This window comes from Mesorhizobium sp. M0621 (assembly GCF_040320745.1).
Lineage (GTDB): Bacteria > Pseudomonadota > Alphaproteobacteria > Rhizobiales > Rhizobiaceae > Mesorhizobium.
The window spans coordinates 21,844-32,257 of the sequence record NZ_JAMYQF010000067.1 but is presented as its reverse complement, the minus strand read 5'-3'; the positions used below and the strand labels follow the sequence as shown (position 1 = coordinate 32,257).

At 63.1% G+C, this 10,414-nt stretch carries 7 protein-coding genes and 2 pseudogenes; 2 read left to right on the top strand and 7 right to left on the bottom strand.

What is annotated here, in order from left to right; genetic code table 11:
* Positions 1-103: 103 nt before the first annotated feature.
* The 4 genes and pseudogenes from NKI38_RS29615 to NKI38_RS29600 form a co-directional block, all read right to left on the bottom strand.
* Positions 104-383 (bottom strand): annotated as a pseudogene (locus NKI38_RS29615) (RrF2 family transcriptional regulator); the annotation flags it as partial.
* Between the two features lie 107 nt (positions 384-490).
* Complete coding sequence (gene preA / locus NKI38_RS29610) at positions 491-1,804, bottom strand: NAD-dependent dihydropyrimidine dehydrogenase subunit PreA (protein ID WP_352663946.1); 1,314 nt, start codon at positions 1,802-1,804, stop codon at positions 491-493.
* 2 nt (positions 1,805-1,806) lie between these two features.
* Positions 1,807-3,171: an NAD(P)-dependent oxidoreductase gene (locus NKI38_RS29605; RefSeq protein WP_352663944.1), complete on the bottom strand. Its 1,365-nt coding sequence runs from the start codon at positions 3,169-3,171 to the stop codon at positions 1,807-1,809.
* 122 nt (positions 3,172-3,293) lie between these two features.
* Positions 3,294-4,015 (bottom strand): annotated as a pseudogene (locus tag NKI38_RS29600) (gamma-glutamylcyclotransferase).
* A 172-nt stretch (positions 4,016-4,187) separates the two neighbouring features.
* Here NKI38_RS29600 and NKI38_RS29595 point away from each other — a divergent pair.
* Complete coding sequence (locus NKI38_RS29595) at positions 4,188-4,964, top strand: VOC family protein (RefSeq protein ID WP_352663942.1); 777 nt, start codon at positions 4,188-4,190, stop codon at positions 4,962-4,964.
* A gap of 81 nt (positions 4,965-5,045) precedes the next feature.
* Here NKI38_RS29595 and NKI38_RS29590 read toward each other — a convergent pair whose 3' ends face one another.
* Complete coding sequence (locus NKI38_RS29590; protein ID WP_352663940.1) at positions 5,046-5,534, bottom strand: hypothetical protein; 489 nt, start codon at positions 5,532-5,534, stop codon at positions 5,046-5,048.
* A 222-nt stretch (positions 5,535-5,756) separates the two neighbouring features.
* On the opposite strand from NKI38_RS29590, the gene NKI38_RS29585 reads away from it, so the two are divergent.
* Positions 5,757-6,149: a DoxX family protein gene (locus NKI38_RS29585; RefSeq protein ID WP_352663938.1), complete on the top strand. Its 393-nt coding sequence runs from the start codon at positions 5,757-5,759 to the stop codon at positions 6,147-6,149.
* Positions 6,150-6,176: 27 nt separating this feature from the next.
* Here NKI38_RS29585 and NKI38_RS29580 read toward each other — a convergent pair whose 3' ends face one another.
* The gene (locus NKI38_RS29580) at positions 6,177-8,603 is read right to left on the bottom strand and encodes a GcvT family protein (RefSeq protein WP_352663936.1); all 2,427 of its coding nucleotides are present in this window, start codon (positions 8,601-8,603) and stop codon (positions 6,177-6,179) included.
* Positions 8,604-8,660: 57 nt separating this feature from the next.
* Positions 8,661-10,199, bottom strand: a complete 1,539-nt coding sequence (locus NKI38_RS29575) for a trimethylamine methyltransferase family protein (protein ID WP_352663934.1) — start codon at positions 10,197-10,199, stop codon at positions 8,661-8,663.
* Between the last annotated feature and the right edge of the window lie 215 nt (positions 10,200-10,414).

Sequence of the window (10,414 nt, the reverse complement as noted above, 5' to 3'; positions counted from 1 at the left end):
CCCGCGTTTAGGCCTTTCGCGCCCTACACCACGGCGCATTTGAGCCCTCTGGTTTTTACATTGGCGACCGGGGCCCCCCCCCCCGGCCGGTGGCGGCTAACCCCCCCTAAACGGAAAGCCGGTTCGCGCCCTTCGACGGCCAGCACGATGTCGAGCAGCGAAATCCGCTCGGCCGGCCGCGCCAGCCGGTAGCCACCGGCCGGCCCCGAGACCGATTCCAGGATGCGCGCCGCGCTCAGCATATTGAGATGCTTCAGGAGATAGCTCGGCGACAGGCCAAAGGCCTCCGCCATGGCAGAGGCCGCCATGGTGCTGTTGCCTTCGACACCGGCCAGCATGGCAGCGCAGTGGATGGCTGCCTCAACGCCCTCGCCCAGCTTCATTGGGTGAATCTCCTAATCATGGATATATCTTATCGTGGATAATTTTTATCTGCAATAGGAAAATGAAAAAACGGCGTCCGAAGGCGCCGTTTTTGTCGAACGGCTCGCTACTCCGCCGCCACCTTGGCCATCGGATTGTTCGGGTGCGTCGTCCAGTTGGCATAGATCGGCGACACCGGCTTGCCGGTGCGCTGGTCCATCACGCCGACCGCCAGCGGCTCCATGGTGATGCAGTTCTCGACCGGGCAGACATTGACGCAGAGGTTGCAGCCGACGCATTCGGCCTCGATGACCTCGAAATGCCTGACGCCATCGACCATGCTGGTGATCGCCTGGTGCGAGGTGTCCTCGCAGGCGATGTGGCAGCGGCCGCATTTGATGCAGGCGTCCTGGTCGATACGCGCCTTGGCGACATAGTTGAGGTTGAGATACTGCCAGTCGGTGACATTGGGCGTAGCGCGGCCGACGATGTCGTCGAGCGAGGCATGGCCCTTCTCGTCCATCCAGTTTTCGAGGCCGGCGATCATCTCCTGCACGATCTTGAAGCCGTAGGTCATCGCCGCCGTGCAGACCTGCACATTGCCGGCGCTGAGCGCCATGAACTCGGCCGCGTCGCGCCAGGTGGTTATGCCGCCGATGCCGGAGATCGGCAGGCCGTGGGTTTCGGGATCGCGCGCGATCTCGGCCACCATGTTCATGGCGATCGGCTTCACCGCCGGGCCGCAATAGCCGCCGTGCGAGCCCTTGCCGTCGATGGTCGGCTGCGGCGCGAAGCTGTCGAGATCGACGCCGGTGATCGAGTTGATGGTATTGATCAACGACACCGCGTCGGTGCCGCCCGCGTGTGCCGCGCGCGCCGGCTTGCGCACATCGGTGATGTTGGGCGTCAGCTTGGTGATGACAGGCATGCGGGTGTTCTGCTTGCACCAGCGCACCACCATTTCGATATATTCCGGCACTTGGCCGACGGCGGCACCCATGCCGCGCTCCGACATGCCGTGCGGGCAACCGAAATTGAGCTCGATGCCGTCGGCTTCGGTCTCCTCGACCACCGGCAGGATCGCCTTCCAGGCCTCCTCGACGCAAGGCACCATCAGCGAGACGACGATGGCGCGGTCGGGCCAGTCCTTCTTGACCTGCTTGATCTCGCGCAGATTGACCTGCAGGTCGCGGTCGGTGATCAGCTCGATGTTGTTGAGGCCGAGCAGGCGGCGGTCGGCGCCCCAGATCGCGCCGTAGCGCGGACCGTTGACGTTGACCACCGGCGGGCCTTCCTCGCCCAGCGTCTTCCACACCACACCGCCCCAGCCCGCCTTGAAGGCGCGGATAACGTTATAGGCCTTGTCGGTCGGCGGCGCCGAGGCCAGCCAAAACGGATTGGGCGATTTGATGCCGACGAAATTGTTGCGGATATCTGCCATGCTCATGCCCTCCCGTTCGAGGTCAGTGCCCGATTGATGCTCTCCGCCGCGTCGCGGCCTTGCGCCACGGCAGAGACGGTCAGGTCGTCGCCGCCGAAAATGCAGTCGCCGCCGGCCCAGACCCAGGCCAGCGAGGTTCGCCCTTCCGCATCGACCTTGATGCGGCCGGCCTCGAGGTCGATCGACGCGCCGCTGCCGTTGAGTGCTGCCGGCACAAAGCTCTGGCCAATCGCCTTGAACACCTGGTCGGCAACGAGCGTAAGCCGCTCGCCGGTGCCGGCAAGCTTGTCGCCGTTCATGGCGGTGTATTCGAGTTCGACGCCCGACACCTTGCCGCCTTCGACAATGACCCGCTTCGGCTGCAGCCAGTGGCGGATGGTGACGCCATTGGCGGCCGCCAGATCCTGTTCGAACTCGGAAGCGTTCATGTGCTCGCGGCCGCGCCGGTAGCAGATGGTCACCTCTTCGGCGCCGAGCAGCTTCGACTGCACGGCCGCGTCGATCGCCGTCATGCCGCCGCCGATGACGACGACGCGGCGGCCAACCGGCAGGCCGGAAAGGTCACTTGCCTGGCGCAGCTCGGCAATGAACTCCACCGCATTGACGACGCCGTCCGCATCCTCGCCATCGGCGCGCAACGCATTGACGCCGCCAAGTCCCATGCCGAGAAACACCGCATCGTAATTGCGGATCAGGTCCGACAGCTGATAGTCGCGCCCCAGTGCCTTGCCGCTCTGGATATCGATGCCGCCGATGGCAGTCACGTAGTCGACTTCCGCCTGGGCGAAATTGTCGACGCTCTTGTAGGCGGCGATACCGTATTCGTTGAGACCGCCGGCCTTCGGGCGCGCCTCCAGGATGGTCACATCATGGCCATGGCGTGCGAGCCGATGCGCGGCGGCAAGGCCGGCCGGCCCGGCACCAACCACGGCGACCGACTTGCCGGTCGGCTCGGCACGCGGATAAAACTGCTTGTTCTCGCTCATGGCGACATCGGTGGCGTAGCGCTGCAGGCGGCCGATCTGCACCGGCTTGCCTTCCGCGATCTCACGCACGCAGACTTCCTCGCACAGCGTCTCTGTCGGGCAGACGCGGGCGCACATGCCGCCCAGAATGTTCTGATCGAAGATCGTCTTGGCCGAACCGATCGGATTGCCGGTCGAGATCTGGCGGATGAACAGGGGAATGTCGATCGAAGTCGGGCATGCATTCATGCACGGCGCGTCGTAGCAGAAATAGCAGCGGTCGGATTCGACTAGCGCCTCATGGTGGTCGAGCGGCGGGTGCAGGTCGGAAAAATTGTCCGCATACTGGTCGGCCGAGAGCCTGCCGCCTGCAATGCCTTCCCTAAACTGGCCTTCTGGCATCGTCAGTTCCCTTATGTTTTCGTTTTGGGAAAGGCTAGCACGTTTTATTTTTTTATCAATTGGTCAATTTTTGGCGCAAGTCGCTGAAAAGGCTGGATATTAACATGAATTTTTTACTCATGTTATTGCGGTTGCAGCGCGAGCGAATGGTCGGGCTCAAGTCCACGGCCATGAATAACCCTGACCTCGTCCGCGACCAGTTGCTGCAACCGCCACAGGTTGCGTGGATGCCGAATGCTTCGAGATGGCTGACCGTGTTGTAGAGATATTCGGCGCCGGACCCGATATGACCGCAAGCTCTGGCCAGCACGCTCGCCACTTTGTCCAGCGGCTGGTTCAGCGACGTTCCCCTGCCCTTTACGCCGACCCAGAAGCCGAGCGCGCGCAGCGCCCCTTGCGGTGTATGCACCGGCAGCCACCTGACCGTGTCGATGCTTTCGTGGTCGCTGATCTCGCGCCGCAGCAGCCTTTCGATCTGGGTCGGTTTTTCGCCCTCCGGCAAACGATAGATCACCCCGTTGCACCGGCCGCCCCGCTCGAGCGCCATCATCAGACCCGGCTGCTCGGCGCTGCCGCGCCAACGCACCATGTCGAGGCAGAAAGAGCGGTGCTAGCCAAAGGCGGTGGCGAGCTGTTGCTCGACCGACTCGAATTCCGGCTTCCAGATCAGCGACCCGTAGGCGAACACCCACAGCGGCCCCTCGTCGGCTTCACCGGACAGCCGCAGGGCAAGGGCCCGGAAATCCTCGTCGTTCAACTCCGTCCAGCTTGGATCCGGACCGGGATCGGCTTCTTCCCGATGGCACAGTGCGACAAGCTCCGGCGTGAGCGACATCAAGCGCATGGACGACAACCCCTCATGACCACAGAAAAATCGAAAACCGACGGGCGCGCAACCGGGGAACGCTTGGCATGCAGAGACATTGTTGTTCGGGCGGCTGTCGGATTTCGGTCGTGAAGATCGTCCTAGGATGGATCGGACGACGATCGATGCATGAAAGGTGAGGAGACCGAAAATGCCAAAAACCCCGATGCCCTTCTTCTGGTACGAATTGATGACCACAGATCTCGACGCCGCCGAGGCGTTCTACCCCAAGGTGGTCGGCTGGACGGCACAGCCTTTCGACAAAGCGCCCGGCATGCCACGCTATGTCGTCATGAATGTCGGCGAGCGCGGCGTCGCTGGCCTGATGACGATGCCCGAGGATGCCGCCAAGATGGGTATGCCGCCCGCCTGGCTCGGCTATATCCACACCAGGGATGTCGATGCCTCGACGGCATCGCTGGAAAAAGCCGGCGGCACCGTTCACCGCCAGCCTGACGACATTCCGGGCGTCGGCCGCTTTGCCGTCGTCGCCGATCCGCAAGGTGCTACCTTCATGTTCCTGCAGCCGAACGGCCCCGACCAGCCTGTCGTGCCGGCCAGCACGCCGGGCCATATCGGCTGGCACGAGCTTTACACATCGGACTGGAAGGCCGCGTTCGATTTCTATTCCAACCAGTTCGGCTGGGTCGATGCCGGCGATTTCGACATGGGCCCGATGGGCACCTACCAGACCTTCACGGCGGGCCCCGAATCCGGCGGCGGCATCATGAACAAGCCGGAGCAAATCCCGGTCCCGGTCTGGCAATTCTATTTCAATGTTCCGGCCATCGACGCGGCGGCCAAACGCGTGACCGACAATGGCGGCAAGATCCTGATGGGCCCGATGGAGGTCCCCGGTGGCAGCTGGGTAGTCCAGTGCCAGGACCCGCAAGGCGCGCATTTCGCATTAATGGCGCCCGTACGCTGACGGCGATAAACACCGCAGGAACAAAGCGCCGGCCCTTCATCGCAGCACTGAGGAAGGGCCGCATCCTTAGGTTGGCGCCAACTATTCCGGCGCCAGCACCGCGACTTTCAGGTCAGCCTTTTTCGCGCCGCTGAACTGGACGGTGGCCGGGCCGGCGGCAAGCTTGAAACGCACACTCTTGCGGATGCCGGGGCAGGTTTTCACGCCGCTATAGCCCGCCGACTTGACGGCGTTGCCGTCCTGAATGACATCGATCCAGGCCTCGCCCGAAAGGCTGATCTGGATTGCCCCTTCAGGCGGCACCTCCACGGTGGCCACAGCACCGAATGTGCCAGATGCCGGGGCACGTTCGGGCGGCACCTCGAAACCAGCCTTCTCGACCGGAACCAGCGCAAGGTCAGCGGCGGCACCCACCGCCAGCGTCGCTCCGGAAGGCGTTGCGGATGCTGCGGCAAACAGCGCCTGTTCCCGTGTCACCGGCCACCTGAACGCCTCACAGCCGGCGTCCTCGGCCATGGCGAGGCTGGAGTTTGCAAGGATTGCGAATAGGCCGATGACGATTTTTTTCATGGCAAGGGAACCCACATGTTTCGAAATAGCCGCATATCAATACAACCACAGCGATACGAATGCAACCATGGCGATACGAATGCAACCATGGCGAGAAAAATATGAGGTAGGCAGGGGAACAATTCCAGTCACCGATTGTTGATGGCGGACCAAGGGAAGTGAGTGGTCCAACGCCGGGAGATAATTTATGGCCGGTCCGGGAAGGCTAAGATGGAGTTTTAGATGAAGCTTTTTGAAGGCCTCGCCAAATACCAGCCGCAAGCTTTGGGCGTGTTGCGTATCATAACAGCGCTGCAGTTCATCGAGCATGGCTCGCAGAAACTGTTCAATTTCCCGGTCGGCGAGCATGCCGAAGCCCTGACCGGGCTGACACTCACAGCCGGCATCCTCGAATTCGCCGGCGGCATCCTGCTGGCGCTGGGGCTGTTGACCCGGCCGGTCGCGTTCCTTCTGGCCGGCGAAATGGCGATCGCCTATTTCATGGCGCACATGCCGCGCGGCTTCTTCCCCGTCAACAATGGCGGCGATTTGGCGATCTCGTTCTGCTTCATCTTCCTTTATCTGGTGTTTGCCGGCGCCGGCGCCTTCGCGCTGGACAACCGTCGCAGCGCCTGACTCCAAAAGAAGGATGCGTACCTGATTTCAGGCGCGCATCCGTTCGAAATTGGCGTCGAACAGCGCCGCCGGCTGCATGCGCGCCGCATGGCGTTTGCCCAGCAACTCGATCTCGAACCCGTCGCTCTCATCGGCGATCTCTTTCGGCACATAGCCGACGGCGACGGATTTTTTCGAGTGATGCGCGTAGCCGCCCGAGGTGACCCAGCCGCGCACGGCGCCGCCGAACCAGATCGGCTCGTCGCCGATGACGTCGGCGTCGTCGGCATCGACGATGAAGGCACGCAGGCGCAGCTTACCGCCCTGCTTGCGCTCGGCGAGCGCCGCGGCCTTGCCGATGAAGTCGGCCTCCTTGCCATAGGCGACGAAACGGTCGAGCCCGGCCTCGAGCGGCCCGTAGATCGGCCGATACTCGCGTCCCCATGAGCCGTAGTTCTTTTCCAGCCGCAGGGCATTGAGCGCACGCGAACCGAACAGGCCGATGCCGAATTCCTCGCCGGCGGTCATGAGGGCCTGGAACGCGGCGCGCTGATACTCCGGCGCGACCCACATCTCGTAGCCGAGGTCGCCGGTATAGCTGACGCGGCCGACCAGGCATGGCGCCATGCCGATATCCATCCTGCCTATGGCCATGAACGGAAACGCCGCATTGGACACGTCGGAGCGCGTGGCTTTTGCCAGCACATCCCGTGCCTTCGGCCCGGCGATCGATAGGCCGGTCTGCTTGGCGCCCAGCGCCTCGATACGAACCGAGCCGTCGTCAGGCAGGTGCTTCTCGAACCAGCGCATATGGTATTGCTCGGCGATGCCGGAGCCGGCGAGGAACCAGCCGTCCTTCCCCAGATTGGCCAGCGTGAAATCGCCGATCAGCCTGCCATCCTCCTTCAGCATCGGCGCCAGCGTCATGCGGCCGGGCTTCGGCAGTTTGCAGGCAAGCATCCGGTCGAGCCAGGCGGCCGCACTCTCGCCCGTCACGTTGTATTTGGCGAAACTCGAAATCTCGGACAGGCCGACACCGTCGCGAACGGTCGCGACCTCCTTGGCCACCTGCGTGAAATCGCTCGAGCGGCGCCACGAGAACTCGTCCTTGACACCCTCCGGCGCGTACCAGAGCGGCACCTCCAGCCCGTAGGCGACGCCCCATTGCGCGCCTTTGGCCGACAACAAATCATAGACCGGCGTCGTCTTCAGTGGCCGCCCGGCCGGCAGTTCCTCATTGGGAAAGCGGATCGAGAACCGCCTGGAATAGTTCTCGCGCACCTTGGCGTTGGTGTAGGCCATCGTCGCCCAGTCGCCATAGCGCGCGACATCCATCGCCCAGATGTCGGCGCCGGGATCGCCCTCGATCATCCAGTTGGACAGTGCCAGCCCGACGCCGCCGCCCTGTGAAAAGCCGGCCATGACGCCGCAGGCGACCCAGAAGCCAGGCAGCCCGCGCACCGGCCCAACCAGCGGGTTGCCGTCCGGCGCGAAGGTGAAAGGCCCGTTGATGATCTGCTTGATGCCGGTGTTCTGGAAGGCCGGGAAATGCCGGAACCCAACCTCCAGCGACGGTGCGATGCGGTCGATATCGGGCGCCAGCAGTTCATGGCCGAAATTCCACGGCGTCTGGTATTCGGACCACGGCTTGTTGGCCTTCTCATAGGTGCCCATCAGCATGCCGCCGCGCTCCTGGCGCAGATAGAGTTCGCCGTCAAAGTCGACCGCGTGGATGATTTCGGTGCCGGTCTTGGCGTTCCAGGCAGCAACCTCCGGCATGTCCTCGGTGATCAGGTACATGTGCTCCATCGCCAGTACCGGAAGCTCCAGTCCAACCATCCGGCCGACCTCGCGCGCCCACAGGCCGCCGGCATTGACGACATGCTCGGCCACCACCTCGCCCTTGTTGGTGATGACGCGCCAGAGCCCGTCGGCGCGTCGCACGATGTCCTCGACCTTGGTGAAGCGCTCGACCTCCGCGCCCAGTTTCCGCGCCGCCTTGGCATAGGCGTGGGTAACGCCGGAGGGATCAAGGTGGCCGTCCTCCTTGTTCCTGACGGCGCCGACGAATTGCTTGGGGTCGAGCAGCGGCATCAACTCGGCCGCCTCGTTGGCAGAGATTTCCTCAAGCTCGATGCCGAGATAGCGACCCTTGGCAACGACGCCGCGCAGCCAGTCGAGCCGTGCCTCGGTCGCCGCCAGTAGCACGCCACCTGTTAGATGCACGCCGGTCGCCTGGCCGGAAAGCTCCTCGATCTCCTTGTAGAGATTGATCGTATATTTCTGCAGCTTGGCGACGTTGGGGTCGCCATTGATGGTGTGCATGCCGCCAGCCGCATGCCAGGTCGAGCCCGACGTCAGCTCGTCTCGTTCCAAAAGGACGACATCGGTCCAGCCGTGGCGGGCCAAATGGAACAGCACGGAGCACCCGACGACGCCACCGCCAATGACCACGACCTTTGCATGCGATTTCATGGATTTTTCTCTGATATCAGTGAGTTGGATGGGTGAATGGATTCGAGGAGGGAAGCATCACGGCTCTCCCTGCCCGATCGCTTCCTTGCGCTTGGCCATGTAAGCCTCCAGCGCCTCGCGCACGGCGATATCCATCACCGGCTCGACATAGTCTTCCAGCGCCTTCTTCCACAGCCGTGTCGCCCGCGCCGTGGCGTCGAGCCCGCCGGCCTCTTGCCAGGCCTCGTAGTTCTGCCAGTTGGACAGCATCGGCTGGTAAAAGGCGGTGGCGTAGCGCTCCAGCGTGTGCGGCTCGCCGAAGAAATGGCCGCCGGTCGGCACCGCGCCCAAAGCCTCGACGGCAAGCTCCGCCTCGTCGACCACGATCGGGCGCAGGAACTCCATCATATGCTGGATCATCTCGACATCGATGATGAGCTTCTCGAACGACGCCGTCAGCCCGCCCTCCTGCCAGCCGGCGGCATGATAGACGAGATTGCCGTGGCCGAGCACCGCGCCCCACAGCGCCATCAGCGTCTCATAGGCGCCTTGCGCGTCGGCAGCGTTGGAGGCCGAGCCCGGCGTCGTGCGATACGGCAGCCCGTAGCGCCGCGCCAGTTGCCCCGATGCGATGTTGGCCTTGGTGTTCTCCGGCGTGCCGAAGGCCGGCGCGCCGGACTTCATGTCGACATTGGAGGTGAAGGCGCCATACATGACTGGCGCGCCTGGACGCACAAGCTGCGTCAGCACGACGCCGAACAGTGCCTCGGCGTTCTGCTGCGCCAGCGCGCCGGCCAGCGTCACCGGGCTCATCGCCCCCATCAGCGTGAACGGCGTCACCGCCACCGACTGGCCGAACTCGGCCATGGTCATCAGCCCCTCGGCCATCATCTCGTCGAAGCGGCGCGGCGAGTTGACCGAGATGATGGTGGTGATGCCGGGATCGTCGCGCATCTGGTCGAGCGTCAACCCGCGCGAAATCGCCATCATCTCGATGCCGTCCAGCGCCCTGCCCCGGCCGATCGCCGAGACATGGAAACTCTTGTCGGTCAGCGTCAGATTGGTGAAGTAAGTGTCGAGATGGCGGGAGTTTGCCGGCAACTCCACCGGTGCGCAGACCTGGTTGCCGAGCATGTGGATGCAGTTGAAATGCTGCGCCAGCCGGGTCAGATCCGAATAATCGCGCAGATTGCCGGCGCGGCGGCCGCGCTCCATGTCGTGCACGTTGGGCGGCCCGGCAACGAGGGTGAAATTGATGGTGTTGCCGCCGAGATGAACCGCGCTGGCCGGGTTGCGCGGCGTCAACACATAGCTGGACTGCGTGGTCTTCAGCGCTTCTTCGACCAGGCCGCGATCGATGCGGACATTCGCTGAGGCATGATCGACTTTTGCACCGGCCTTCTCGAACAACGACAGCGCGCGCGGGCTCATCACCTCGATGCCGAAATTCTCCAATATATGCATCGACGCCTGGTGGATCGCCTCGATGTGATCCGGCGACAGCATGGCCATTGGCGGATAGGGATTTGTCACCCGCCTAAGCGGCAGTTGCGGAATGGCCGATGGCCCTCTGTTGCTGGTGCGCTCGGCGCCGCGTTTGCGTCTCGGTTCGTTCATGCCTGGCATCAAAGCTCCGGCGAACCAGGCAAGCTGTCAGAAATACGCCATTTGCGGGCGTGATTTTAGCCAAGGCGGCATTTCTGCAGCATCTGTTTAGAAAAAGCGACAAAACACGTCGATTTACTGGTATTGGATTTTTTCAAGGGACCGCGCCGGCGAGGCATTAACGAACGCTGCAAGATTCCCTTTATGATTTCGGCCTATTGCTCTGC